Annotated in this window: 21 protein-coding genes and 1 other RNA gene; 8 read left to right on the top strand and 14 right to left on the bottom strand. The window is 61.0% G+C overall.

Annotation, left to right across the window (positions count from 1 at the left end):
* Positions 1-5 precede the first annotated feature (5 nt).
* The 9 genes from mraY to rsmI form a co-directional block, all read right to left on the bottom strand.
* Entirely contained in the window at positions 6-1088 is a 1083-nt protein-coding gene (mraY, locus tag V8689_RS05085) for a phospho-N-acetylmuramoyl-pentapeptide-transferase (protein WP_003188670.1), read from the bottom strand.
* Positions 1088-2458, bottom strand: coding sequence for a UDP-N-acetylmuramoyl-tripeptide--D-alanyl-D-alanine ligase (locus tag V8689_RS05080; protein WP_056789703.1), 1371 nt, complete (start codon positions 2456-2458; stop codon positions 1088-1090). The genes mraY and V8689_RS05080 overlap by 1 nt, the downstream gene beginning before the upstream one ends.
* Entirely contained in the window at positions 2451-3914 is a 1464-nt protein-coding gene (locus tag V8689_RS05075; protein ID WP_056789700.1) for a UDP-N-acetylmuramoyl-L-alanyl-D-glutamate--2,6-diaminopimelate ligase, read from the bottom strand. Before V8689_RS05075 ends, V8689_RS05080 begins: the two co-directional genes overlap by 8 nt.
* Positions 3914-5656, bottom strand: coding sequence for a peptidoglycan D,D-transpeptidase FtsI family protein (locus tag V8689_RS05070; protein ID WP_019816949.1), 1743 nt, complete (start codon positions 5654-5656; stop codon positions 3914-3916). Before V8689_RS05070 ends, V8689_RS05075 begins: the two co-directional genes overlap by 1 nt.
* The gene (gene ftsL, locus V8689_RS05065) at positions 5656-5949 is read right to left on the bottom strand and encodes a cell division protein FtsL (protein ID WP_003188663.1); all 294 of its coding nucleotides are present in this window, start codon (positions 5947-5949) and stop codon (positions 5656-5658) included. The genes V8689_RS05070 and ftsL overlap by 1 nt, the downstream gene beginning before the upstream one ends.
* Complete coding sequence (rsmH, locus tag V8689_RS05060; protein ID WP_003188661.1) at positions 5946-6893, bottom strand: 16S rRNA (cytosine(1402)-N(4))-methyltransferase RsmH; 948 nt, start codon at positions 6891-6893, stop codon at positions 5946-5948. Before rsmH ends, ftsL begins: the two co-directional genes overlap by 4 nt.
* Positions 6890-7345, bottom strand: coding sequence for a division/cell wall cluster transcriptional repressor MraZ (gene mraZ / locus V8689_RS05055; protein ID WP_003171868.1), 456 nt, complete (start codon positions 7343-7345; stop codon positions 6890-6892). Before mraZ ends, rsmH begins: the two co-directional genes overlap by 4 nt.
* A gap of 355 nt (positions 7346-7700) precedes the next feature.
* Positions 7701-8054, bottom strand: an RNA gene (gene rnpB, locus V8689_RS05050) — RNase P RNA component class A.
* Between the two features lie 96 nt (positions 8055-8150).
* Complete coding sequence (gene rsmI / locus V8689_RS05045) at positions 8151-9056, bottom strand: 16S rRNA (cytidine(1402)-2'-O)-methyltransferase (RefSeq protein WP_020301255.1); 906 nt, start codon at positions 9054-9056, stop codon at positions 8151-8153.
* A gap of 176 nt (positions 9057-9232) precedes the next feature.
* Here rsmI and V8689_RS05040 point away from each other — a divergent pair, with 176 nt between their 5' ends.
* The 4 genes from V8689_RS05040 to V8689_RS05025 all read left to right on the top strand — a co-directional run bounded on the left by V8689_RS05040 (position 9233) and on the right by V8689_RS05025 (position 12680).
* Positions 9233-11044, top strand: a complete 1812-nt coding sequence (locus V8689_RS05040; RefSeq protein ID WP_056789697.1) for a penicillin-binding protein activator — start codon at positions 9233-9235, stop codon at positions 11042-11044.
* Positions 11044-11415: a YraN family protein gene (locus V8689_RS05035; protein ID WP_056789694.1), complete on the top strand. Its 372-nt coding sequence runs from the start codon at positions 11044-11046 to the stop codon at positions 11413-11415. Before V8689_RS05040 ends, V8689_RS05035 begins: the two co-directional genes overlap by 1 nt.
* 93 nt (positions 11416-11508) lie before the next feature.
* The gene (locus tag V8689_RS05030) at positions 11509-12102 is read left to right on the top strand and encodes a phosphoheptose isomerase (RefSeq protein ID WP_007904374.1); all 594 of its coding nucleotides are present in this window, start codon (positions 11509-11511) and stop codon (positions 12100-12102) included.
* Positions 12099-12680 (top strand): BON domain-containing protein, encoded by a 582-nt coding sequence (locus V8689_RS05025; protein ID WP_003188655.1) that lies wholly within the window; start codon positions 12099-12101, stop codon positions 12678-12680. The genes V8689_RS05030 and V8689_RS05025 overlap by 4 nt, the downstream gene beginning before the upstream one ends.
* 200 nt (positions 12681-12880) lie before the next feature.
* On the opposite strand, the gene V8689_RS05020 is transcribed toward V8689_RS05025, so the two are convergent.
* Both V8689_RS05020 and V8689_RS05015 read right to left on the bottom strand, forming a co-directional pair.
* Positions 12881-13651 (bottom strand): OmpA family protein, encoded by a 771-nt coding sequence (locus V8689_RS05020; RefSeq protein WP_020301258.1) that lies wholly within the window; start codon positions 13649-13651, stop codon positions 12881-12883.
* Positions 13652-13844: 193 nt separating this feature from the next.
* A complete protein-coding gene (locus tag V8689_RS05015; RefSeq protein WP_056789692.1) occupies positions 13845-14489 on the bottom strand; it encodes an MBL fold metallo-hydrolase in 645 nt (214 codons plus the stop codon).
* Positions 14490-14644: 155 nt separating this feature from the next.
* Here V8689_RS05015 and V8689_RS05010 point away from each other — a divergent pair, with 155 nt between their 5' ends.
* From V8689_RS05010 to V8689_RS04995, 4 genes are read left to right on the top strand one after another with little or no spacing between them, the layout of a single operon-like run.
* Positions 14645-15235, top strand: a complete 591-nt coding sequence (locus V8689_RS05010; RefSeq protein WP_014716964.1) for a paraquat-inducible protein A — start codon at positions 14645-14647, stop codon at positions 15233-15235.
* Positions 15232-15876, top strand: coding sequence for a paraquat-inducible protein A (locus V8689_RS05005; protein WP_056789689.1), 645 nt, complete (start codon positions 15232-15234; stop codon positions 15874-15876). The genes V8689_RS05010 and V8689_RS05005 overlap by 4 nt, the downstream gene beginning before the upstream one ends.
* Positions 15857-17506 carry an intermembrane transport protein PqiB gene (locus V8689_RS05000; RefSeq protein WP_056789686.1) on the top strand — a complete coding sequence of 550 codons (1650 nt, stop codon included), beginning with the start codon at positions 15857-15859 and terminating at the stop codon, positions 17504-17506. The genes V8689_RS05005 and V8689_RS05000 overlap by 20 nt, the downstream gene beginning before the upstream one ends.
* 14 nt (positions 17507-17520) lie before the next feature.
* On the top strand, positions 17521-18078 hold the full coding sequence (locus V8689_RS04995) for a PqiC family protein (protein WP_056789683.1): 558 nt from the start codon (positions 17521-17523) through the stop codon (positions 18076-18078).
* 9 nt (positions 18079-18087) lie between these two features.
* On the opposite strand, the gene V8689_RS04990 is transcribed toward V8689_RS04995, so the two are convergent.
* The 3 genes from V8689_RS04990 to V8689_RS04980 form a co-directional block, all read right to left on the bottom strand.
* Positions 18088-20817, bottom strand: coding sequence for a LuxR C-terminal-related transcriptional regulator (locus V8689_RS04990; RefSeq protein ID WP_056789680.1), 2730 nt, complete (start codon positions 20815-20817; stop codon positions 18088-18090).
* Between the two features lie 271 nt (positions 20818-21088).
* Positions 21089-22453, bottom strand: a complete 1365-nt coding sequence (locus V8689_RS04985) for a DUF1329 domain-containing protein (RefSeq protein ID WP_056789677.1) — start codon at positions 22451-22453, stop codon at positions 21089-21091.
* A 42-nt stretch (positions 22454-22495) separates the two neighbouring features.
* A complete protein-coding gene (locus V8689_RS04980) occupies positions 22496-24355 on the bottom strand; it encodes a DUF1302 domain-containing protein (RefSeq protein ID WP_056789674.1) in 1860 nt (619 codons plus the stop codon).
* Between the last annotated feature and the right edge of the window lie 286 nt (positions 24356-24641).

Below are 24641 nucleotides of genomic sequence, written 5' to 3'. Positions count from 1 at the left end.
CGTTTCTACCTCAGTTTCAGGGTGGCAAGACCGACCAGTACCAGAATCACGGTGATGATCCAGAAGCGGACAATCACGCGTGGCTCAGGCCAGCCCTTGAGTTCAAAGTGGTGGTGAATCGGCGCCATGCGGAACACGCGGCGCCCGGTCAACTTGAAGGACGCCACCTGGATGACCACCGACAGGGTTTCCATCACGAACACGCCGCCCATGATGAACAGCACGATTTCCTGACGAACGATAACCGCAATGGTGCCCAAGGCCGCGCCCAGCGCCAGTGCGCCGACGTCGCCCATGAAGACTTGTGCCGGGTAGGTGTTGAACCACAAGAACCCCAGGCCGGCACCAATGAGCGCGCCGCAGAACACGATCAGTTCACCAGCGCCCGGTACATAAGGAATCAGCAGGTATTCCGCAAATTTCACGTTACCCGACAGGTAGCAGAAGATGCCGAGCGCGCCGCCCACCATCACCGTGGGCATGATCGCCAGGCCGTCGAGGCCGTCGGTCAGGTTCACCGCGTTGCTGGAGCCGACGATCACGAAATAGGTCAACACCACAAAACCGACACCCAGCGGGATGCTCACGTCCTTGAGCATCGGGATGATCAAGGTGGTTTCCACGGCGCTTGGCGCGGTGGTGTACAGGAAGATCGCGGCGGCCAGGCCGAACACCGACTGCCAGAAATACTTCCAGCGGCTTGGCAGCCCCTTGGAGTTTTTCTCGATCACTTTGCGGTAGTCATCCACCCAGCCGATGGCGCCGAACAGAAGGGTCACCAGCAACACCACCCACACGTAGCGGTTGTGCAGATCGGCCCAGAGCAAGGTGCTAACGCCGATGGATGACAGGATCAGCGCGCCGCCCATGGTGGGCGTGCCGGACTTGGACAGGTGCGACTGCGGGCCGTCGTTACGAACCGATTGACCAATTTGCAGGTTCTGCAGGGTGCGGATCATCCACGGCCCTAAAAACAGCGACAAAGACAGCGCGGTCAGCACGCCCAGGATCCCGCGCAGGGTCAGGTACTGGAAGACCGCGAAGCCTTTGTGGAACTGTTGCAGATACTCAGCCAGCAGCAGCAGCATTAATGTTTCTCCGTACTTGAGCCACACAAGGCTGCGACGACGTTTTCCATCACCGCGCTGCGCGATCCCTTGATCAAAATGGTTGTGTGTTTGTCATGTTCAGCCGCCGTCAACGCCTGGATCAGCTCGGCTTGGCTGGCGAAATGCCGCGCGCCAGGGCCGAAAGCGTTGACCGCATGGGCCATATTGGTGCCAACGGCGTAGAGCGCGTCCACTTTGCCAGAGGCATAGGCGCCGACTTCACGGTGGCCTTGTTCAGCCCAATCGCCCAATTCGCCGATGTCGCCCAGCACCAGCACCTTGCGCCCATCAAAGCCTTTGAGCAGGTCCACAGCGGCATTGATGGAGGACGGGTTGGCGTTGTACGTGTCATCAATCACGCGCATACCGTTGCCAGCCAGTTGCGCCACGGTGCGGCCCTTGACCGGCTGCACCGCGCCCAGGCCCGTGGCAATACCGAACAGCGACACACCCAGGGCATGGGCGGCAGCGGCGGCGGCCAGGGCGTTGGCGACGTTATGGTTGCCTAGCAAATTCAACTGCACGTGCTCGTCACCTTGCGGGGTGTGCAAGGTGAAGGACGGGCAGCCACGGGCATCGACATGGATGTTGGAGGCGTAAAAATCGGCTGCGGTATTCAGTACCGCAAACGTCAGGACCTTGCGACCGGCGGCGCGTACACGCCAGGTCTCGAAGGCCTTGTCATCCAAGTTCAGTACCGCAGTGCCCGAGGCGTCGAGGCCTTCAAGGATTTCGCCCTTGGCTTCGACGATTTTTTCCGGGCCGCCGAACTCGCCGACATGGGCGGTACCGGCGTTGTTGATGATCGCCACGTGCGGCTGGGTCAGCGCCACGGTGTAAGCGATTTCGCCGATACGCGAAGCCCCCAGTTCGATCACTGCCGCCGTGTGTTCCGGGGCCAGTTCGAGCAGGGTCAGCGGTGCGCCGAAATCATTGTTCAGGTTGCCACGGGTCGCGAGTACCGGCCCGCGCGTACGCAAGATGCCGGCAAGCAGTTCCTTGACCGTGGTCTTGCCGCTGGAACCGGTAATGGCCGCCACCGGCTTATCAAAAGCGGCACGGTTAAGCGCGCCCAGTTGGCCCAGGGCCAGGCGGGTGTCGGCTACCAGCAATTGCGGCAAGGCAGAGTCGGCCACTTCACGCTGTACCAGAGCACCGACGGCACCTTTGGCGGCAACGTCGTTGAGGTAGTCGTGACCATCGAAACGCGGGCCGGCCAGGGCGACAAACAGTTGCCCCGGCTGGATGTTACGGCTGTCGATACTCACGCCATTGAATGTGCAGTCGCTCGACAGCACACGGGCCGACAAGGCCTGGGCCAGCTCGCTGAATGTCATCGCTTTAAGCATGGGCGACCTCCCAGGCGGTCAGGGCGTGATCCGCCTCGACCAGATCGGAGAAGGCATGGCGCTCACCGTTGATTTCCTGATAGTCCTCGTGACCTTTGCCCGCCAGCACCACTACGTCGTCCGCGCCGGCACTGGCGATCAACTGGGCGATGGCGGCGCCACGGCCCGCGACGAAGGTGACCTTGGAGGCATCTTTGAAGCCGACACGGATGTCGTCGAAAATCTGGCTCGGGTCTTCGCTGCGCGGGTTGTCGTCGGTGACGAGTACACCATCGGCCAAGCGCTCGACAATTTCGGCCATCAATGGGCGCTTGCCGCGATCGCGATCACCGCCACAACCGAACAGGCACAGCAGCTTGCCCTTGGCATGTGGGCGCAGGGCTTCGAGGACTTTTTCCAGGGCATCCGGTGTGTGGGCGTAATCGACCACCACCAACGGTTGCGTGCCGCCACCCAGGCGCTGCATGCGACCGGCCGGGCCTTCCAGCTTTGGCAGTACGCGCAGGATTTCATCCAGGGCGTAGTCCAGGCCCAGCAGTGCGCCGATAGCGGCGAGCACGTTGCTCAGGTTGAACCGCCCCAGCAAGGTGCTGCGCAAGTGGTGCTCGCCCTGCGGCGTCACCAACGTGGCGCGCACGCCTTCGTCATTGAATTGGGCTTCGCGGCAATACAGGTAGGCGCTGGCATCTTGCAGGCTATAGCTGATCAAGCGCGCATCGCTGTCTTCGCCCGCCAGTTGGCGGCCGAATGCGTCGTCGAGGTTGACCACCCGGCACTTCAGGTCATTCCAGGCAAACAGCTTGGCCTTGGCGGCGGCGTACGCCTCCATGGTCCCGTGGTAGTCGAGGTGATCGCGGGACAGGTTGGTCATCACCGCCACGTCAAAGGCCAGTGCAGTGACTCGCCCTTGGTCCAGGCCGTGGGAAGACACTTCCATGGCAACCGCCTTGGCGCCGGCCTTTTTCAGGTCGGCCAGGGTCGCTTGCACGGCAATCGGGTTTGGCGTGGTGTGCAGGCCGCTTTGCAGCGCGCCATAGAAACCGGTGCCCAGGGTGCCGACGATGCCGCAGTGCTGACCCAGCAGGTCCAACGCCTGGGCAACCAATTGGGTCACGCTGGTCTTGCCGTTGGTGCCCGTCACGCCCACCAGGTTGAGTTGGCGGCTCGGGTCGCCGTAGAAACGCCCGGCGATGTCGGACAGCTGCGCAGCCAGGCCCTTGACCGGAATCAACGGCACATCGGTGATCGGCAGCACGGTGGCGCCTTCCACTTCATAGGCAACCGCAGCCGCACCACGTTGCAAGGCATCGGCGATATGCGCACGGCCATCGAGCTTGCCGCCGGGTACCGCCAGGAACAGGTCACCGGCGCGCACATTACGGCTGTCCAGGGTCAGCTCACGAATCAGCAGATCGTGGCCGGCATGGGCAAAAATCTTGTTCAGGCTAAGAGACATCAGCCGCGCCCTCCATTGGCTTTGACAGCGGCAGCCGGCGGGCCGGCGTTGGCTTGTTGGGTCGGCGGCAGGTTGTCCGGCGTGATGTTCATCAGGCGCAGGGTGCCGGACATCACTTTGCTGAACACCGGCGCCGAAACCAGGCCACCGAAGTAGCCGGCTTTACTAGGCTCGTCGATGACCACGACGATGGCGTAGCGCGGGTCGCTCATTGGGCCGAAGCCGGCGAACAGCGAACGGTAGGAGTTTTCGGCATAGCCTTTGGTGCCCACCGAGGTCTTACGCGCTGTACCGGACTTGCCTGCCACGTGGTACGCCGGCACCTGGGCGCGGAAAACGCCACGCGGTGCTTCGATCACTTGTTGCAGCATGCCTTGCATGGTCTTGGCGACGTTTTCCGGGATCACTTGGGTGGCTTTTGGCGCTTCGTCTACATGGATCAGGCTCAGCGGAACCATGCGGCCGTTATTGGCCAATACCGAGAAAGCGTGGGCCAACTGGATGGCGGTCACCGACAGGCCGTAGCCGTAGGACAACGTGGCAGTCTCGGCTTTTCTCCATTCGCGGTAGTTCGGCAGGTTGCCCACGCGCTCACCTGGGAAATCCAGGCCGGTGGGTTGCCCCAGGCCGATTTTTTGCGCCAGGTGATAGATCGTTTCACCGCCAATGTCGAAGGCAACTTTACTCATGCCCACGTTACTGGAGTTGATCAGGATGCCTGTCAGATCCAGCACCGGACCTTCAGTGCGGGATACGTCACGAATGGTGTATTTGCCCAACTGCAAGGTGCCTGGGTAAACCTCGACCTTGTCGCTGGGTTTCCAGCGCCCGGTTTCCAGGGCAGCGCTCATGGAGATGGCTTTCATGGTCGAACCCGGCTCGAACACGTCGATCATTGCGCGGTTACGCATCATCGCCGGTTGCAGGTTGCGACGGTTGTTGGGGTTATAGGTCGGCTGATTGACCATGGCGAGGATCTCGCCGGTCTTCACGTCCATGATCACCAGGCTGCCGGCCTTGGCGCCATTCTCGATGATCGCGTTACGCAGTTCGCGGTTGGCCAGGTATTGCAGGCGCAAATCGATCGACAACGCCAGAGGCTTGCCGGCCTTGGCGTTTTTGGTGACCTGGACATCCTTGATCAGCCTGCCGCGCCGATCCTTGATGACCTGCCGCTTGCCGGGAACGCCGGCCAGCCATTCGTCATAGGCCAGTTCGACACCTTCGCGGCCGTGGTCATCGATGTCGGTGAAACCCACCATGTGCGCGGTGGTTTCACCGGCCGGGTAGAAACGACGAAACTCCTCGATGCCATAGACACCGGGAATTTTAAGGTCGAGCACTTGCTGGCCTTGCTCAGGGGTAAGCCCGCGCACCAGGTAGATGAACTCTTTGTTGGCCTGGGCTTCCAGGCGCTCGGTCAGGGCCTTGCGGTCTTGCCCGAGGGCAGCCGCCAGTTCAGGCCACTTGTCCTTGGCAACTTGCAGCTCTTTGGCGTTGGCCCACAGGGTGGTCACCGGGGTACTGACGGCCAGGGGCTCGCCATTACGGTCGGTGATCAGGCCACGGTGTGCAGGAATTGGAATATGCCGCAGGCTGCGGGCGTCACCCTGGCCGATCAGGAAGTCGCGATCGACCACCTGCAGGTCGAAGATGCGCCAGACGATCGCGCCCACCATCAATGCCAGCAAGCCGAGCATCAGACGGAAGCGCCATGGGTAGAGTGCCCCTTCGAGTTTCATCATGGCGCCACCATGCGAACTTCAGCCGCGCCAGGGATGTGCATCTTCAACTGTTCGGTGGCCAGCACTTCGATACGGCTGTGGGCCGTCCAGGTGCTTTGCTCCAGGATCAACCGACCCCACTCCGCCTGGGCTTTATCACGCACGCTCAATTCCCCGTACAGGGTATTGAGCAACTGACGGTTCCAGTGGGCGCTGTAGGACACCGCAATCGCGGACACCAGCACGCCGACAAACAGCAGCAACATAAAGAAGCTGCCGCCCGGCAGGGGTTTGGCGAAAAGCTTGCTCACCGCAACTTCTCCGCAACACGCATGACGGCGCTACGGGAACGTGGGTTGGCCTTGAGTTCGGCTTCGGAAGCGAACTGCGCTTTGCCATGGATTTTGATTTTCGGCACAAAGGCTTCGAAACGCACCGGCAGGTTACGCGGCAGGTTATCGGATTCGCCCTTGACCAGACGACGCATGAAGAGTTTGACGATGCGGTCTTCCAGGGAGTGGAAGCTGATCACCACCAGGCGACCACCCACTTCCAAAGCATCCAGAGCGGCTTCGAGGCCGGCTTCCAGATCGCCCAATTCGTTGTTGACGTGAATGCGCAGGCCCTGAAACGCACGGGTCGCCGGGTTCTTGCCCTTTTCCCAGGCCGGGTTGGCGACCTTCAGCACTTCGGCCAGGTCAGCGGTGCGTTCGAACGGCTGGATTTCGCGGCGCTCGACCACGGCACGCGCCATGCGACCGGCGAAGCGCTCTTCACCGTATTCCTTGAACACACGGGCGATTTCTTCCACCGGCGCGGTGGCGATGAACTGTGCAGCACTGACCCCACGGGTAGGGTCCATACGCATGTCGAGGGGGCCGTCGTTCATGAAACTGAAGCCGCGCTCCGGGTCATCGAGCTGCGGCGAAGACACGCCCAGGTCGAGCAGAACCCCGGCCACCTTGCCCGCCATACCGCGCTCGGCAACTTCGGCGCCCAGCTCGGCAAAGCTGCGCTGCACAACGACAAAGCGGCCGTCTTCGGCCGCTAGCGCTTGCCCGGTGGCAATCGCTTGAGGGTCTTTGTCGAACCCGAGGAGTTTGCCGTCGGACCCGAGCTGGCTGAGTATCAACCGGCTATGTCCGCCCCTGCCGAATGTGCCATCGACATAGCAGCCATCGGCACGTACGGCGAGAGCCTCAACGGCTTCGTCAAGCAGTACGGTGATGTGGTTAAAGCCGCTATCAATAGTCACAGGATCAAATCACGCAGTTCATCAGGCATGGCGCCCGGTTGTTGAATAGCAGCCAGGTCCGCTGCAGACACAGCATCCCAGGCATCTTCGTCCCACAATTGGAACTTGTTCAGTTGGCCTACCAGCATTGCGCGCTTGTCGAGCTTGGCGTACTCGCGCAGTCGCGGAGGCACCAGGAAACGACCGCTGCCATCGAGTTCAAGGTCGACGGCATTACCGATCAGCAAACGCTGAAGGCGGCGGTTTTCTTCACGCAATGAAGGCAGCGCGCGCAACTTGGTTTCAATCAACTCCCACTCGTCGAGGGGGTAAACACACAAACAGGGGTCAACGGCGTCAATCGTGATGATTAACTGCCCTGAACTTCGCGAAATGAGCTCGTCACGATACCGGCTCGGCATGGCGAGACGGCCTTTTGCATCGAGACTGATAGCGTTAGCTCCGCGAAACACAGATGCGTTTCTCCAAATTTTAGCGTTTTACGTTCAAAAAACCCACTTTGTGCCACTTTCCGCCACTTGCGCACACTATAGGAATGCGCCTACCACACCGTCAAGGCGCGTATTCAAGGAAAAGCCTTACAGAACGGAGATTTAGGAAGGTAAAGGGAGGAGAAACGAGAGTTTTGCGATGTTTTTGACTCAACAACAGCAAATAGCTCAAAGAGCTAGGGCGCAAAGTTAAAGTAATTTATTAAGAGTAAGATTTTTTTGGTATTACGAAGATGCATCTGCCAATGATTTGGCAGGGAGGGATTCTTGCGCTACTACCGGGTTTGCGCACGAGATTCGAACGCAAGGAAAAAAGGTGGAGAGTCGATCTGTAAGCCGGGTTCTGTCTTGAACAGTCATTCGTCTACGATGGCCATCACTGGACATCTTTAGCAACCTACCCGGTCCCAGCGCGGGCCACGCCTTGGGACCCTATTTGGTCTTGCTCCAAGTGGGGTTTACCTAGCCACGAACTGTTGCCAGTCGTGCGGTGCGCTCTTACCGCACCTTTTCACCCTTACCGGCACCGAAGTGCTTAGGCGGTTATTTTCTGTGGCACTTTCCGTAGGCTCACGCCTCCCAGGCATTACCTGGCACTTCGCCCTATGGAGCCCGGACTTTCCTCCCCCCCCTAATTTTCATAGAGGGCAGCGACTGTCCAATCGACTCTCCGCCGCGAAGGTTAACGGCACGGCGGCTTGAGGACAAGTATTAAAAGTGCAGCATTGCCATCACGTTCAGACGAAATACAGTTTTGGCACCGGAACTATTCGGCCTTCTGTTTATCGAGCGCGACCTGATACAACACATTCTTGCGCACCCCGGTAATTTCGGCAGCCAGGGCGGCGGCGCGCTTGAGTGGCATTTCCTTGAGCAACAAATCGAGGACGCGCATGGCCTCGCTGCCCACTGCGTCCTCATTCTCCGGCGCTGTCCAGCCGGCAACCAGCACCACGCATTCGCCGCGCTGCTGATTGCTGTCGCCCTCGACAAACGCCCGCAACTCTTCCAGCGGCAACCCCTTGAGGGTTTCGAAGGTCTTGGTCAACTCCCGGGCCAGCAAGGCCAGGCGCTCGCCGCCGAACACCAGCTCCATGTCTTGCAGGCATTCAAGAATGCGATGCGGGGCCTCATAGAAGATCAAGGTGCGCGGCTCTTCTTTAAGTGCCTGCAGACGCGCCCGACGCCCTACAGCCTTTGCGGGCAGGAAGCCTTCAAAGATAAAGCGGTCCGAGGGCAACCCGGCGGCCGATAACGCAGCAATCAGCGCGCAGGCTCCCGGAACAGGCACTACATTGATACCTGCGGCGCGCGCTTGGCGGACCAGGTGGTAACCCGGATCGGAAATCAGCGGCGTGCCCGCGTCGGAAATCAGCGCGACGTCATCACCCGCCAAAAGGCGCGTGATAAAGCGGCTACCCTCTTCACGTTCGTTGTGTTCGTGGCAGGCGGCTAATGGCGTGCTGATACCAAAATGCTGCATCAACCGTTGGGAGTGTCGCGTGTCTTCTGCCGCGATCAATTTCACCTCGCGCAACACCTTCAGCGCCCGGGCACTGATGTCGTCCAGGTTGCCAATGGGCGTCGCCACCACAAAAAGCGAGCCAGCAGTGGAATTCAAAGGACCTGGAGCAGTCAAAGCGCACACCTCGATGGTTGGCAAAAGCCACATTGTAGCGCGTAGACGCCTTGAAAATATGCCATCACGGCCGATGCCGTTTCAGCCACCGTCAGCTATTGGCAACATTTGCACGACCTAAATCCACGGTTTAACGCCATGAACATCGCGCCTGGGCCAGTGCTTGGGTACACTTCCACGCTAATTTGATCGGTATCAGGAACACTTACATGATCGCTTGCCTGCGGCTGCTCTCCGCCCTCTGCCTCGCTGCCTTGCTGGTCGCTTGCGCCAGTTCGCCCTCCTCCAGTCTTGGCGAACTGCCACGCACGCCCGATGCCAGTATCGAGCAACTGCTCGAACAGGCGACGAACGCCAAGACGCCAGAAAAAGCCGCGTTGCTGCGCCTGAGCGCGGCAGACCTGGCCTACCAGCAGAACAATCCCGGCCGCTCCTCGCAGATCCTTGCGCAAGTGCCCCTGGATGCCCTGAAGCCAGCCGCGCAAGTATTTGCCAGCACCCTGGCCGCAGAACTGGCCATGGGGCGCAACCAGCCCAAGGCGGCTTTGGCAGCGCTGAACCACCCCAGCCTGCAAAGCCTGAAGGAACTGCCGACCGACCAGCAGATCCGTACCGGCACTGTGCATGCACGCGCCTATGAAGCCGACGGCCAGACCCTCGCCGCCGCTCGCGAGCGCGTGGCCATGGCGCCCCTGCTGACGGGTGAGGCTGCCAGCAGCAATCACGAGGCCATCTGGGTATTGATAGCCGCGCTGCCAGCCGAACAGCTGCAAGCCACCGGCAACCCGACACTTGATGGCTGGATCACCCTGGCTCAGGCGGTCAAGGGCGCCGGTACGCTGGAGCAACAACAAGACGCCATCGACACCTGGCGCGCACAGAATCCGGGCCACCCGGCGGCTGTGCAACTGCCAGCGCCGCTGACCAAACTCAAGGAACTGGCCAGCCAGCCCCTGAACAAGATCGCCCTGCTGCTGCCACAGGAAGGCCCGCTGGCTGCTGTGGGCAAAGCGCTGCGCGAAGGCTTCATGGCGGCTCACTACCAGGCTGAGCAAGCCGGGCAGAAGCCACCGGTCATCGAGTTCTTTGACAGCTCGCGCCTGACCTCCCTCGACGACTTCTACGCCAAGGCCCAGGCCGCTGGCGTGCAACTGGTGGTCGGCCCGCTGGAAAAACCGCTGGTCAAGCAACTCAGCGCGCGCCCGCAGTTGCCGATCACCACCCTGGCCCTGAACTACAGCGAGACCGATCAAGGCCCGGCGCAGTTGTTCCAGTTCGGCCTGGCCGCTGAAGACGAAGCCCGTGAAGTGTCGCGCCGCGCCCGTGCTGATGGCCTGCATCGCGCCGCCGCCATGGTGCCCCGTGGCGAATGGGGTGAGCGCGTGTACAAGGCGTTCCGCCAGGATTGGGAAGCCAACGGCGGCACCGTCATGGGTGTTGAATATGTCGACCAACCTGTGGCCCTGGCCCAGCAGATCGCCGATCTGTTCCAACTGCGCAAGAGCGAAGGCCGCGCCAAGAGCCTGCAAAGCACGGTCGGCACCGACGTTGCCGCCCAGCCTTCGCGTCGCCAGGACATCGAGTTCATCTTCCTGGCTGTTACGCCTCAACTGGCCCAGCAGATCAAGCCGACCCTGAACTTCCAATACGCTGGCGATGTGCCGGTGTACGCGACCTCTCACGTGTTCAGTGCCAGCGGTGACCGCAACCAGTACCTGGACATGACCAATGTGATGTTCTGCGAAACCCCTTGGCTGCTTAACACCACCGACCCGCTGCGCAACCAGGTCGCCGCGCAGTGGCCGCAAGCCAATGGCAGCCTGGGCCGCCTCTACGCGATGGGCGTCGATGCCTACCGCCTGGCGCCACGCCTGGGCCAGCTCAAGGCACTGCCGGACACCCGTGTAGACGGCCTCTCGGGCAACCTGGGCATCAGCGCCAACCAGCGCGTCGATCGCCAGATGCCGTGGGCGAAGTTCGTCGGCGGCGACATTCAGCGCCTGCCCGATACCCCACGCTGATGCCCGAGCGGTCCAGCGCACAAAGCGGCAAGGATGCCGAACTGCATGCACTCAATTACCTGCAACAACAGGGTCTGCGCCTTCTGGCGCAGAACTGGTTATGTAAACGCGGCGAGCTTGATCTGGTCATGCTTGACGGCGATACAGTAGTATTCGTCGAAGTCCGCTACAGAAAACACGCACAATGGGGTGGCGCGCTCGCCAGTATCGACGGGAGCAAGCGTCAAAAGCTGATACTCGCTGCGCAGTTTTTTCTGCAAAAAGAGCATCGCTGGGCTGACTGCCCCTGCCGTTTCGATGTGGTTGCCATGGAAAGCACCCCGTCAGGCACAGCTGATCTGACCTGGCTCAAAAATGCCTTCGACAGCTGATTCGCCGGGCACCTTCACCACTCATTTTTGCTCTTTGCTTTGCGGGCTGCACATTACCTGTGCCAAACAGCCGCGCTACTTAAGGTCACACAGATGGACATGCAATCCCGAATTCGCCAGCTTTTCCAGGCCAGCATCGACACCAAGCAACAGGCGATGGACGTACTTGCACCGCACATCGAGCAAGCCAGCCAGGTGATGGTCAATGCCTTGCTCAACGAAGGCAAAATGCTTTCGTGCGGCAATGGCGGTTCGGCTGGCGATGCCCAGCATTTTTCCTCCGAGCTGCTCAACCGTTTCGAACGTGAGCGCCCGAGCCTGCCGGCTATTGCCTTGACCACCGATTCGTCGACGATCACCTCGATTGCCAACGACTACAGCTACAACGAAATCTTCTCCAAGCAGATCCGCGCCCTCGGCCAGCCCGGCGATGTGTTGCTGGCGATTTCCACCAGCGGCAACTCGGCCAATATTATTCAAGCGATCCAGGCCGCACATGATCGCGAAATGATTGTCGTAGCCTTGACCGGTCGCGACGGTGGCGGCATGGCGTCGCTGCTGCTGCCAGAGGACGTGGAGATTCGCGTCCCGGCCAATGTCACTGCACGTATCCAAGAAGTTCATCTGCTGGCGATCCACTGCCTGTGCGATCTGATCGACAGCCAACTGTTCGGGAGTGAAGAATGACCGTTAATCGCCTCAGTCTTTTGGCCATCACGCTGTGCGTCGCCATCAGCGGCTGCAGCTCGGCTATCACCGCTACACGGGATACCCCTATCCAGGACGACCGGGGCACACGCACCTTCGGCAGCACCATTGATGATTCGCTGATCGAAACCAAGGTGAAGGTCAACGTCGCCAAGGCCGCTACCGACTTGGGCAACGGTGCCTCGCGCATTGTGGTGACCAGCTTCAACGGCGTAGTCCTGCTGGCAGGCCAAACGCCCCGCGCCGATCTCAAGGCCCAGGCCGAGCAAGCCGCCGCCGGCGTGCAACGCGTGAAGAAGGTCCACAACGAACTGCAGGTCATGGACCCGATCACCCTGCTGGCCATCAGCAACGATGCCTTGCTGACCACCAAGATCAAGGCCCAGATGCTGACCGACAGTGCGGTGCCTGGTTCGCGGATCAAGATCGTCACCGATAACGGCATCGTCTACATGATGGGCCTGCTGACCCAGGCCGAAGCCACCCGCGCCGCCAACCTGGTGCAGGGTGTGTCGGGCGTACAGAAGATCGTGAAGGTGTTCGAATACATCGACTGATGTAGAGTCCTTGATCGTTCCCACGCTCTGCGTGGGCACGCATCCCGTGACGCTCCGCGTCACCACCCCACAGGCCGCGACTTTTGCGCCATCAGTGGGACGCGGAGCGTCCGAGCGGGCATTCCCACGCAGAGCGTGGGAACGATCAAAAAAAGGGCGCCGTGCATTGACTGCACGGCGCCCTTTTTAATGCCCAGCGTTTACTGGTATTGCTGGTACGGGTTGCCCTGGAACTGGTTGTTCTGCTGTGGCGCCTGCTGCTGGCCAGGCTGGCCGTATTGCTGGCCAGGGATCGGGCCGAGGTTGACTTCGACGCGACGGTTCTGGGCGCGACCATTCACATCGCCGTTGCTGGCAATCGGGTTATCCGGGCCGGCACCGCGTGCGCTCAGGTTGGCACCGTTGACACCTTGGGAGGTCAGGTAGTTGGCCACGCTCTGCGCACGGCGCTGGGACAGGTCCATGTTCAGTTGACGGCTACCGGTGCTGTCGGTGTAGCCAACGATCTGGATAGTGTTCTGGTTGAACTGCTTGAGGGAGTTGGCCAGGTTGTTCAGCGGCTGGTAGAAGCTACTGGAGATCGCGTCCGAGTTGGTGGCGAAGGTAATGTTACCCGGCATGATCAGCTTGATCTGGTCACCCTGGCGCTGCACCTCAACCCCGGTGTTGGCCATGCTTTCACGCAGTTTTTTCTCTTGCTGGTCGGCGTAGTAGCCATAGCCTGCCGCACCGGCACCCGCAACCACTGCGCCAATCAGCGCGCCCTTGCCACGGTTGTTATGGTCGATGGCCGCACCGGCCAATGCGCCAGCCAGCGCACCAAGGCCGCCGTATTTGGCGGTTTTGCTCATGCCGCTTTCGGAACCATTGCTGGCCTGTCCCTGGCTGCCGTCATAAGGGTTAGGTGAGGCGCAGCCAGACAACAGGGCTACGGCGGTAGCGACAACAAGCAGACGACGCGGAGTGAACATGAAGGAAGCTCCTACTTTTGCATTCTGTGATGCAGAGGACATTGGCAATGGACCTGTGCCGGGTTTGGAACGCGACAAACGGCAAAAATTCCGTGAAGGGGTGCGTAAAGCATAGCTGTCTTTGGCTTGGGCCTGTGTCTGTGTGTGTCTGTGGCGAGAGAGAGCTCGCCCCAGTTTTGACTGATAAGCCCAATCACGCACGCACAAACGGATTCTCACGCATCTCATCCCCCAGACACGTATCCGGCCCATGCCCAGTGACTACCGTCGCGCCTTCGTCCAGCGTATACAGGCGCTGCTTGATCGATCGCACGATCGTCGCCTGGTCGCCGCCCCATAAATCCGTACGCCCTACGCCACGACGAAACAAGGTATCGCCGGCGATCAACAGCTTGGCGTCGGCAAACCAGAAACTCATAGAGCCCGGCGTATGCCCAGGAGTATGCAAGGCTACGCCGCAGCCGCAGGCGAGTTCTTCGTCATGCTCCAGCCAGCGATCCGGAGACGGCACCGGGACGTAGGGCACGCGAAACATCTGGCATTGCATTTCCAGGTTGTCCCATAGAAATTGATCCTCTTTGTGCAGGTGCAGCGTGGCGCCGGTCTTTTCTTTCAGTTGCCCGGAGGCCAGAAAGTGATCGAGGTGAGCATGGGTGTGGATAATGCTCACCACCTTCAGGCCCAGCGCATCAAGGCGCGCCAAGATCAACTCGTGATTGCCGCCGGGGTCGACTACGATGGCTTTTTTAGTGATCGGGTCGCCAATGATGGTGCAGTTGCACTGCAACGGCCCGACGGGGAAGGTTTCGCGAATCAACGGTTGTTTTTCAATAGTCATGGGTGTCCTGCAAGCTCTCTGGCGCGTTCCAAGTGCAGTATGGTGTAGCTTGCCTCTGCGCGGGAAGGCGTCGATTGCGCGGTCTATCCGCTGCTAAGCTACACACGCGCCATTGAAATCCCCTGCTGCAGTCAGTCGCATTTGGAGCAACACCCATGGCGAATCAACAGATCATCTGCGAACACTGCGACTGCGTGTACGAGAAAGTCACGCTCGCCAAACATCAAAAGGCCCTGTGTGTGCGTTGCTCGGGCGTGCTGCAGCGCTATAACGGCCTGTCGGTGCAGCAACGTCTGGCCCTGACGGTGACTGCCGCAGTGCTGTGGACCTTTGCCAACTTTTACCCAGTGATGAGCATCAGCCTGCAAGGCTTGAAAAACAGCGCGACCCTTTGGGATTCGGTGGTTGCGCTGAGCCTGGGGCCGATCACATTCATTGCATTGGTGGCGGCAATTTCCATCATTATCGCGCCGGTGTTCCAGTTGCTGTTGCTGATCTGGGTGCTGAGTTTCGCCTTGGCCGGCAGACGCTCGCCGGCGTTCAAGCTGTGCATGCGCTGGCTCGAAGCACTCCGGCCTTGGAGCATGCTGGAGGTGTGCCTGCTGGGCGCGATGGTCGCGGTGTTCAAGCTGGCCGGTATGCTGGATGTGATTCCTGGCACCGGCCTGTTTGCCTTGGCTGCCCTGAGCCTGTTGCTGATCCGCATTGCCGGGCGCGATGTGCGCGACCTGTGGGACACCGTATGAACTCACCGCCTACCGCCCGCGAGCTGAACCTGTGCCTGTGCCACACCTGCGGCCAGCCCTGCGACATGCGCCTTGAGCCCACCGAGTGCGAGCGCTGCGGCGCCGCGTTGCATCGGCGCAAGGTGCAGTCCCTGACCCGAACCTGGGCCTACATGCTCACCGCCCTCGCCTTTTACGTCCCGGCCAATTTGCTGCCGGTGATGAACACCACCATGCTCGGCTCAGGCGCAGACAGCACCATCATGAGTGGCGTGCTGGAGTTCTGGCAGCATGGCGCCTGGGACATTGCGCTGATCATTTTCATCGCCAGCATTGCCGTGCCGGGCATCAAGTTCTTGTCGCTGGGGCTGTTGCTGGTCACCGTGCAGCGCAATAGCCAGTGGGCGCGCAAGGAGCGTTCGAAGCTGTTTCGGTTTATCGAGTTGATCGGCTATTGGTCGATGCTCGACGTCATCGTGGTCGCCCTGGTGGCCGCGCTGGTGAAGTTTCAAGCCTTGGGCACGATAGAACCGCGCCTGGGTATTCTGTTTTTTGGCCTGGTGGTCGTGTTTACGATGCTCGCGGCCATGAGTTTTGATCCCCGGCTAATCTGGGAAAACCCACCTAGCGAGGAGACCTCGGATGAGCTCATCCAAGGCTGAAACCCCTGCGGGGCAACCCGTGATCAAGACGCGTCGCTTCAGTGTCTCGCTGGTCTGGATCGTGCCGATTGTTGCCGTGCTGGTGGGGATCTCGCTGGTGATTCACAGCGTCATGCAACAAGGCCCGACCATCGTCCTCAACTTCAAGACCGGCAGCGGGCTGGTTGCCAACAAAACCGAGGTCAAATACCGCAACGTGGTGATCGGCCAGGTAACCGCCGTGGCCCTGAGCGATGACCAGAAAAGCGTCAATGCCACCGTCGAGCTGGTCAAACAGGCCGAAAGCTTCACCCGCGAAGACTCGAAATTCTGGGTGGTGCGCCCGCGCATTGGCGCAGGCGGCGTGTCGGGCATCGACACGTTGCTGTCCGGCGACTACATCGGCGCAGACATCGGCCAGTCCGAGACCCGCGCTAAACACTTCACCGGTTTGGAAAACCCGCCGCCCATCACTTACGGCGAACCGGGCAAGCGCTTCACGCTGCACACCCAGGCCTTGGGTTCCCTGGACATCGGCTCACCGGTCTATTACCGCAAAATCCCGGTAGGCCAGGTGGTGGCCTATGAGCTGGATAACGAGGGCAAGGGCGTGAATGTCGAGATCTTCGTGCATGCGCCCAATGATGTGTACATCACTGAGAACACAAGGTTCTGGAACGCCAGTGGCGTCGACTTGAGCGTCGGCGCCAATGGCTTCGCGCTGAAGACCGAATCCTTGTCGTCCATGTTGATGGGCGGGATCGCCTTCCAGGCGCCGCCCTACAACCCCAATGACAAACCGGCCGAAGAAAGCCGCAGCTTTGAATTGTTCGAAGACCAGCAAAGCGCCCTCGCCCCACCCAATGGCAAGGGGCAATACATGGTCCTGCGTTTCGATCAGGCTCTGCGCGGGCTGAAAGTCGACGCACCGGTGGAGTTCCTTGGCGTGGAGTTCGGCAGGGTGGTATCGATCAACCTGGATTTCGATGCGAAGAAACGCACCTTTCCGGTCAATGTCGGCATCGTGATCTACCCGCAACTGCTCGGCGAGGCCCACACCAAGCTGCTCAAGGCCATGAACAATAACCCTGACGATGAGGCAGCCGGCGTACGCCTGATCGGCACCTTCATCGAAAACGGCCTGCGCGCCCAGGCCCGCAGCGGCAACTTGCTGACCGGCCAGCTCTACATCGCCCTGGACTTCTACCCCAAGGCCGAGAAAGTCGCGTTCGACCCGAACCAACGCCCGGTGGGCATCCCCACCATCCCGGGCAACCTGGAGCAACTGCAGGAGAAGTTCGAAGGCATCGTCAACAAGATCAGCCAACTGCCTGTGGAGCGCATTGCCGGCAACCTCGACGCCAGCCTGGTCGAACTGCGCAAGGGCCTGGCGCAATTCAACGCCAAGACGCTGCCGGGCGTGCAGACGACCTTGACCGACGTGAGCAAGACCCTGCAATCGGCCAGTTCAACCCTGGCCGAAGACTCGCCGCAGCGTGAACAACTGACCCAGACGCTCGACGAGTTGGGGCGCATGTCGCGCTCCCTGCGCGAGCTTTCGGATTACCTGGGCCGGCATCCGGAGTCGCTGATTCGCGGCCGCCCCGATAACGCCGCACCGACGGACCTGCAAGGGCCACCCCGCAAATGACCATTGGAGCCGCCATGACATTGCCGTTGAAGATCACGTTGCTGAGCGCCCTGCTGCTGCTCGGTGCCTGTCGCAGTGAACCCATCGCCTTTCACACCCTGACCCCGGCACACTTGAGCCCCAGCGCACGAGCAGATGCCGGCGGTGTTCGCATTGAGAGCATCAGCGTGCCGCCCCAGGTCGACCGCGCGCAAATAGTCATCCGCCAGGGCGACAGTGGCCTGGCGATTCTCGAAACCCAGTGGTGGGCCGCTACCCTCGCCGATGAGCTCAAGAGTGCCCTGGTGGATCAGTTGGCCAACAGCAATGCCCGGCAAGCCGTGGCTTTGCGCGTAGATGTGCAGCGGTTTGACTCGGTACCGGGGCAGTACGCGCTGCTCGATGTGCGCTGGCGCCTGAGGCAAATCAATGGCGACCGCCCAGCGTTGACCTGCCGTACCACCTTGCAATCACCCGCCGGGCCGAGCATCGACGAGTTGGTGGTGGCGCATCAGAACAACCTCAAGCGGTTCGCGGCGCTGATCAATCAGACCGTCGACACTTCACTCAAAGGCTGCCCAACCGCGCCTTGAGCCATGGGCTCAGGCCAGCAAGCCCATGGCCTTGGCCCGCGCGACTGCCTGGGTGCGGCGCTCCACGCCTAGCTTGCTGTTGATGTGGCTGGCGTGGGTCTTCACCGTGTGCAGGGAGATGAACAGCTGGTTGCTGATTTCCTGGTTTGAACAGCCTTGGGCAATCAGTTGCAGCACCGCCAACTCCCGGGTGCTGAGGGTTTCCTGTTGAGGTGAGGTTTCAACTGCGCTGGCCTGGGGCAGCAGCGCCAGCAAGCCCTGGTTGAGCAGCCCATGGGAGTCCTTGCCCAACTGCTCGCGCATCCACTGCGGGTGTCCCTCCAACAAGCGTTGAAACGGTTGCAACGCACCGCCCGAACCAGCGTGCAGGGCACGGGCGAATACCGGCCTGGCCTTGGCCTCCTGGCCATTCTCCAGAAGCAACTGCACCAGCTGGGCCAGCGCCATCAAGGCAATCATCTGGCGCCCGCTGTCATGGGCCTGTTGGGCCAGCGCTTCCAGGCGTTGCAGCGCGCTGTCGGGTTGGTGGCGAGTGGCATCGAGCGCGGCTTGTTGCAGCTCGATATGTTGCGGCAGGTGCGGATGAAACTCGGGGGCGGCCGCGGCGTGCTCGCCGTTGTAGGTTTGCCCCAGGCGGGCCAGCCAGGCGTCGGCCAGGTCAGTGCGCCCCTGGGCCAGCCACAGCTCGCATTTGATCAGGGTGATCATCGCCAGATAATAGATCGGCGGCACATCCCAGATATGCATCAAGCGTTCGGCCTCGGCCAGCTCGGCAAAGGCATTGGCAAACTCCCCACGCCGCCCTTCGAAACTGGCGATGACGCAATGCCCGATCAGCACGCTGATATCGCGGCAGGCGCGGGCTTCGGCCAAGCCGGCGCGCAAACGCGCAAGGCCGGCTTCGGGCTGGCAACGCACCAGCAGCAGGTAACCTTCGTACAGCGACAGCCGTGCGCGCACGGCGTACAGGCGCTGGGAGGCAAGCCCATGCAAGCGTTCCAGGCCCTGGCGCACTTCATCCAGGGAACGCAGGATCTCACCCCGCGCCTGTAGCACCCGCGCACGGTCGTAATGGGCCAAGGCTTCAAACAAGGGATTACCGACGCGCTGCGCCAGTTCCAACGATTCGCGGTTCAGGCCACGGGCGCGCCACAGGTCGGCATCGACGATCGCCAGGTTGGACAGGGTCGAGAGGCACATCAGGCGCTGGCCGTAACGCTTTTGCGGCAGGCTTTCCAACGCCTCTTGGCAATAGCGCTGGGTCAGCTCACGGTCTCCGCGCCCACGGGCAATAATCCCGCTCAGCGCCAACCATTGGGCCAGCATGGATTTTTGCGCGGTGGCCGACGGGGCCGGCAGGAAGCGGCTGAGGTAACTGGACAGCTCCTGCGCTGCATCCAATTGGCATGCGAGCCCAAGCGCCCAGCTGTAGAGCACGATCAAACGCGGCGTGCTGATCAGCAGGCTGTCGGGCAGGTCCATCTTCCAGCGCAGCAGCATGCCGATATTCTGCTCTGCCAGCAGTTGTTCTTCGGACAGGTTCTGCACCAGGTTCGCCGCCACATCCAGGTGGCCGGCCCGCAGTGCTTGCTCCACCGCCTCATCGATCAAACCCTGGGCGTTAAACCAGCGACAAGCGCGCAAGTGCAAGCTGGCCGGCGGCAAAGTGGCGCTTTTCTCGCGGCGGGTGCGCAGCAGGTCGGAGAACAAATGGTGATAGCGGTACCAGTGCCCTTGCTCATCCAACGGCACCAGGAATACTTGATGGGCCTGCAGGTAACGCAGGATTTCTGCGCTGTCATGGGCCTCGCGAACGGCGTCGCATAGTTCGCTGCAAAAGCGCTCCTGCGGTGCGGTGTCGTACAGGAACGCTTGCACTTCCGCAGGCAGGCAGTCGATGACTTCTTCGAGCAGGTAATCGCGAATCAGCCCTTCGCCACCGTGCAGGCTTTGCGGCAAGGCGCCATCACTGCCCGCTTCGGAGGCCGCCAACAGCCAGAAGCGCAGGCCGGCGACCCAGCCCTCGCTACGGCGGATCAGGTTTTCCAACGCCTCACCGCGCAACGCATTGCTGTGTCCATCCAGCACCGCCAGGGATTCGTCGTGGGTCAGGCGCAGGTCTTGCTCATGCAACTCCAGCAGGTGCCGCGACAGGCGCAGGCGTGCCAGGTGCCAGTCCGGTCGCTGCCGACTGGTGACCAGCACCACCAGGCCATCGGGCAAATGATTGAGGAAAAACTGCAGGCAGCGATCCAGCACCGGGCCCTGGGCCAGGTGATAGTCATCCAGCACCAGCAATAACGGCGAGCGTGCAGACAGGTGCACGGCCAGCTCGTCGAGCAGGCCATCGAGCCATTCTTCGAAGGCAAAGGGTTGGTGACGCTGGCGCATTTTCAGCAAGCCCATGGATTGGGCGCCGAGTTGCGGGAAATACTGTTGCAAGCCGTCGAGCAGCCGCTCCAGGAAACGGCCGGGGTCGCTATCCCGTGAGCTCAGGCCCAACCACAGGCTTTGCCACTGGGCTGGCAAGCCTTGGCAAAACTCCACCGCCAACGAACTTTTGCCAAACCCCGCAGGCGCGCTGACCAGCAACAGTCGCCCTTCCAGGCCGGCATTCAGCCGTTCGCACAGGCGCGGGCGCAGCACGTAGCCGTCGGGCAACGGCGGCCTGTAGAAGCGGCCTTCCAGGGTCGGCATCACCACACTGGCAGGCCTATGGGTTCGGGACAGATCAGTCATCGCCGGGCTCTTGTAGAAGGCTGTTGTCGGCATTGCAGATGTCCGCAGACTAGCGGTAAAAGCGGCGGGATTGTAGATCTTTGCAACAAATGGCTGAAAAAGAACTGCGACAAGAAATATCCCTTCCAGCCTCCTGGAAAGAAGTAGGAGCGAGCTTGCTCGCGAAGGGCTCAAAAACAACGCGCCCATTCAGGATGGGCGCGTGAGGCGTGACGCAGAGCGTCACAGGAAGCGCTCCCACGCAGAGCGTGGGAGCGAGCATCAGCAGAGGTTAGCGAACACCGTCCTGGCGCAGGGCCGCTGGGGTGAAGTCGCTGGTGCTGGCGGTGAAGCCAAAGTCATAGGCCTGCTTCTCTTCGTTCTTCATGCCCAGTGCCAGGTAGCGGCCGGACTGCAGGTCGTAGAGGGTTTCCAGGGCGTACCACGGCACTTGCTTGTCGTAGTAGTTCTCGGCATGGGCTTCGGCGACACGCCACAGTTGGCCGCGACCGTCGTAGTGGTCGATCACCGCGGCTTGCCAGGTGTCTTCGTCGATGTAGAAGTCACGCTTGGCGTAGATGTGGCGCTGGCCTTCCTTCAAGGTGGCGACCACGTGCCAGACACGGCGCAGCTCGTAGCGAGCCAGGTCCTGGTTGATGTGGCCAGCCTTGATGATGTCGGCGTACTTGAGCTTGGGATCGTCGACCTTGTAGCTGTTGGAGGCGATGTAGATTTCTTTCTTGCCCTCCAGCTTCCAGTCGTAGCGGTCCGGCGCACCGTTGTACATGTCGAGGTTGTCGGAGGTGCGCAGGCCATCGGCGGCAGTGCCCGGCCCGTCATAGGACACTTGCGGCGCCCGACGCACGCGGCGCTGGCCAGCGTTGTAGACCCAGGCCGAACGCGGCTCCTTGACCTGGTCCAGGGTTTCGTGCACCAGCAGCACACCACCGGCCAGGCGCGCTGGCGCAGTCACTTGCTGCTTGAAGTAGAACAGCACGTTGCCTGGGTTTTTCGGGTCGAAGTCCTTCATCTTGTCGCGGAACACGAACTGGTCGCGAAAGTACACCAGGCTGTAGGAACCGTTGGTTTGCGGGGTGGCCTGGGTGACCAGGCGGGTCACGCTGCCGCCGCGATAGCGGGTGATGTGGTTCCAGATCACTTCAACGCCGCTCTTGGGAATCGGGAACGGGACGGCGGTTTCGAAGTTTTCCAGGCCGTTGCCGCCGGACACCAGGTTGGTGGTGGTGGCGTTTTTCTTGATCGAGGCAAACACCTCGGCCGGCACGGTGGCGCCGCGATGGGTCGGGTACACCGGCATCTTGAAGCTGTCCGGGTAACGCTTGAACATTGCGTATTGCCCAGGGGCCAGCTTGTCTTTGTACTGCTCGACGTTCTGCGCGGTGATGGTGAACTGCGGCTGCTCGCTGGCATACGGGTTGGCGAGGAAGCCACGGGCGTCGACTGCGCCGGCATTGGTCGGCATTGGCGACCATTTTGGAATGGTGCCGGCCGCATTACCGGCCATCTCTGCGCCCATCGGGGTCAGGGTCGTGCCGAGCTTGGCGGCTTCATCTGCCGAGACTGCCGCCATGACGTTACTCGCCAGGATCGACAGCCCAAGCACACCCACGTGCAACAGACTTTTTGTTATTTTCATGCTCTGGTCTTCCTGAATACATGCCACTTGAAAAGAGTGTGCTTAGAAGTTGGCGCCGAAGCTCAAGGCGACAAAGTCGCGGTCATCCACGGTGCTGAACTTGCCACCAAAGAAGTTGGTGTACGCCAGGCTCGCGGTGTAGGTGTTCTGGTATTCGGCATCCAGGCCCAGGCTGACCGCCTTGCGACCTTCTTCAAAGTTGCCGCCAGGGCCTGGCGAGTAACCTTTGACGTCATGGGACCAGGCAACGTTAGGCTTGAGGTTCACACCCGCGAACACGTCCGGGTATTCCCAGATAGCACGGGCACGGTAGCCCCAGGACGTTGCGGTGGTGTAGCCGTCGTTATTGCAGTTGGTGTTCAGGCCGGCAGCGTTGGGCAAGCCGGCGCCGTTGGCGGTGGAGTTGTTGAGGGCGTTGCAGAACCCACCTGGCAGCGTGCCTGGGCCGAACACCGGATCGCGGCCATAACGAGCCTGGGACTTGCTTTCCAGGCCACCCACGTGGGTCACGCCGATTTCACCGACGGTGGTCAGACGGCTGGCGCCCATGACCTGGTCGAAGAAGTGCGTGAAGGTGGTCTGGAACTGGGTGACTTCCTTGCGGTTGTAGCCGTGCAGGTCCTGGCCCGGCGAGCCCTTGAGCACGGACGCATTGCCAAAGCCCGGGATCGGCGTGACGCCGGCGAACAGAATGTCAGTGGTGCTCAACTGCACCGGCGCATTCGGACGGTAGCTCAACTCACCGCTCCAGGCGGTGCCGGTAGGCAGGGTGGTGGAGAAGCTCAGGCCGTAGAGGCGGATATCTTCCGGGTACTCGACGAAGTAATTCGAGCTGCCCGCCACGATCAACGGCCGCAAGGCTCCCAGTGGCCCCAGCGGACGCGTGTAGGCCGCCGACGGCGCGCCCTGTGCACTGAAGATCGGCGCACGGCTGTGGTAGTTCATGAAGTAGGCGCCGAATTCGGTATCCAGCGGTTCGAAGTTGTAGCGCATGGCCACGCCGAACTGGCCGCTGTCGCGTGCATCACGGTCCGGCCCACGGCGCACCAGTACGCCTTCGCTGTTGACGTCCACACCCAAGGCCCCCAGGGTCGGCAGGGCGGCGGCAGGAATGGTGGAGCGCTTGTTCAGTACCCGCAGGTTATTGCTGCAACCATCGGAGATCACGTCCGGCTGCGAGAAGAACGTGCCGCAGTTATCGGTCACGGTCTGGTCCCACTCCAGCTGGTAAAACGCCTCGGCCGACAGGTTGTCGGTGAGCGACTGGGACACGTAGAACATGTTCACCGGGATCAAGCCTTCCTTGATCTCGGCCCCCGGGCGACGAAACGCCGACACGTCAATCGGGTTGATGGAGTTGATGCCGCCACCGATGAAGGTACTTTCGCCCCAGCTCACCACTTGCTTACCAAAACGCACGGAGCCCGGCGCGTCGGCAATCGAGTAGTTGTGGTAGACGAATGCATCGAGAATCTGCCCGCCCGAAGACTTCGCGCCTTCCTTGCGGTTGTTGTCGCTGATGTCCTTGAACGGACGGCTTTCGTCCTTGAGTTCGAAGTCGTACCAGTACTTGCCCCGCACAAACACACCGGTGTCGCCGTACTTCAGTTCCAGGTCGTGGATGCCCTTGAAGATCTTCGAGAAGGTCTCGCCGCGCTTGAAGTTCAAGTGGCCGTCATCGGAGGTCTGGGACAGGCCCTTGCCGCCGTTGTTGGCACCGATCAGGTCACGATTGGGTTTGGCTGTGGACCAGCTAGCGCCCACGGAAAGCGACGAGTCAAAGCTCCCTTCGATTTCACCAATGTTGAAACTGACGCCGAATGCCGGCCCGGCGAGCGTAGAAGCGAGGCTGACGGCCAGGGGCAGTCTTGCCCGGCGCCAGAACTGGTTTACTGAGGTCATCGACGCTACTCCATGTGCATATTTTATTGTTATGGCAGTGAGCCCTTTCTTCAGATGTAACGGCCGGGATACAACGATTCCAATGCCGCATCGCCACCGAGCCTCCATGGCTCGAAGCGCAACATCCGCGAAAAACTCTGAAAGGGACTATAGCCAGAGGGGGGTAGTGCTTGATCCCTCTAAAGTGTGATTTGCATCACCAACCTGTCTGCCACGACCCTTTCGCCACGCCGACGAAGGTCGACGCGGGAAGGATGGCTGAAATTCGGCAAATCACAAGTAAAGG

The sequence above is a fragment of the Pseudomonas sp. AK181 genome, assembly GCF_051122975.1.
In the GTDB taxonomy this organism is placed as follows: domain Bacteria; phylum Pseudomonadota; class Gammaproteobacteria; order Pseudomonadales; family Pseudomonadaceae; genus Aquipseudomonas; species Aquipseudomonas lactis.
The sequence above is the reverse complement of the archived record's forward strand: the minus strand, read 5'-3'. Positions and strand labels throughout refer to the sequence as shown.

Excerpts from the sequence above, each read along its gene's own strand:
- V8689_RS05005 (WP_056789689.1), top strand. The coding sequence starts at position 15,232 with ATGAACTCACCGCCTACCGCCCGCGAGCTGAACCTGTGCCTGTGCCAC.
- V8689_RS04990 (WP_056789680.1), bottom strand. The coding sequence starts at position 20,817 with ATGACTGATCTGTCCCGAACCCATAGGCCTGCCAGTGTGGTGATGCCG.
- V8689_RS04985 (WP_056789677.1), bottom strand. The coding sequence starts at position 22,453 with ATGAAAATAACAAAAAGTCTGTTGCACGTGGGTGTGCTTGGGCTGTCG.
- V8689_RS05070 (WP_019816949.1), bottom strand. The coding sequence starts at position 5,656 with ATGAAACTCGAAGGGGCACTCTACCCATGGCGCTTCCGTCTGATGCTC.
- V8689_RS05075 (WP_056789700.1), bottom strand. The coding sequence starts at position 3,914 with ATGTCTCTTAGCCTGAACAAGATTTTTGCCCATGCCGGCCACGATCTG.
- V8689_RS05080 (WP_056789703.1), bottom strand. The coding sequence starts at position 2,458 with ATGCTTAAAGCGATGACATTCAGCGAGCTGGCCCAGGCCTTGTCGGCC.
- V8689_RS05025 (WP_003188655.1), top strand. The coding sequence starts at position 12,099 with ATGACCGTTAATCGCCTCAGTCTTTTGGCCATCACGCTGTGCGTCGCC.
- V8689_RS05000 (WP_056789686.1), top strand. The coding sequence starts at position 15,857 with ATGAGCTCATCCAAGGCTGAAACCCCTGCGGGGCAACCCGTGATCAAG.
- V8689_RS05010 (WP_014716964.1), top strand. The coding sequence starts at position 14,645 with ATGGCGAATCAACAGATCATCTGCGAACACTGCGACTGCGTGTACGAG.
- rsmI (WP_020301255.1), bottom strand. The coding sequence starts at position 9,056 with ATGTGGCTTTTGCCAACCATCGAGGTGTGCGCTTTGACTGCTCCAGGT.
- V8689_RS04980 (WP_056789674.1), bottom strand. The coding sequence starts at position 24,355 with ATGACCTCAGTAAACCAGTTCTGGCGCCGGGCAAGACTGCCCCTGGCC.
- mraY (WP_003188670.1), bottom strand. The coding sequence starts at position 1,088 with ATGCTGCTGCTGCTGGCTGAGTATCTGCAACAGTTCCACAAAGGCTTC.
- V8689_RS05015 (WP_056789692.1), bottom strand. The coding sequence starts at position 14,489 with ATGACTATTGAAAAACAACCGTTGATTCGCGAAACCTTCCCCGTCGGG.
- V8689_RS05030 (WP_007904374.1), top strand. The coding sequence starts at position 11,509 with ATGGACATGCAATCCCGAATTCGCCAGCTTTTCCAGGCCAGCATCGAC.
- V8689_RS05020 (WP_020301258.1), bottom strand. The coding sequence starts at position 13,651 with ATGTTCACTCCGCGTCGTCTGCTTGTTGTCGCTACCGCCGTAGCCCTG.
- V8689_RS04995 (WP_056789683.1), top strand. The coding sequence starts at position 17,521 with ATGACATTGCCGTTGAAGATCACGTTGCTGAGCGCCCTGCTGCTGCTC.
- V8689_RS05035 (WP_056789694.1), top strand. The coding sequence starts at position 11,044 with ATGCCCGAGCGGTCCAGCGCACAAAGCGGCAAGGATGCCGAACTGCAT.
- V8689_RS05040 (WP_056789697.1), top strand. The coding sequence starts at position 9,233 with ATGATCGCTTGCCTGCGGCTGCTCTCCGCCCTCTGCCTCGCTGCCTTG.